Origin of the sequence: Streptomyces atriruber (assembly GCF_001418325.1) — a bacterium.
Taxonomy (GTDB): Bacteria; Actinomycetota; Actinomycetes; order Streptomycetales; family Streptomycetaceae; genus Streptomyces; species Streptomyces atriruber.
Genome location: NZ_LIPN01000021.1, coordinates 1 through 396 on the forward strand (window position 1 = coordinate 1; position 396 = coordinate 396).

Consider the following 396-nt stretch of genomic DNA (forward strand, 5'->3'; position numbering starts at 1 on the left):
GACGGGGCCGAAGACCTCCTCGCAGGCGATGGTGACGTCGGCCGGTACGTCGGCGAGGACGGTCGGCGCGTACGAGGCACCGTCGCGCTTGCCGCCGGTGAGGACCTTGGCGCCCGCCTTCGCGGCCTCGTCCACCCAGGACTCCACGCGCTTGGCGGCGTCCTCGTTGACCAGCGGGCCGACCTCGGTAGCCGGGTCGGACGGGTCACCGGTGACCTGGGCCTCGACGGCCTTGATCACGCGCGGCACGAGCCGGTCGTACACGGCGGCGTCCGCGATGACCCGCTGCACGGAGATGCAGGACTGGCCGCCCTGGTAGTTGGAGAACGTGGCGATGCGCGAGGCGGCCCAGTCGAGGTCCTCGTCGGAGGAGTAGTCGCCGAGGACGACGGCCGC

At 72.5% G+C, this 396-nt stretch carries 1 protein-coding gene; it reads right to left on the minus strand.

Annotation, left to right across the window (positions count from 1 at the left end):
- Positions 1 to 396: aldehyde dehydrogenase family protein (locus AOK03_RS43715; RefSeq protein WP_244177450.1), on the minus strand; the 396-nt coding region annotated here is incomplete at both ends.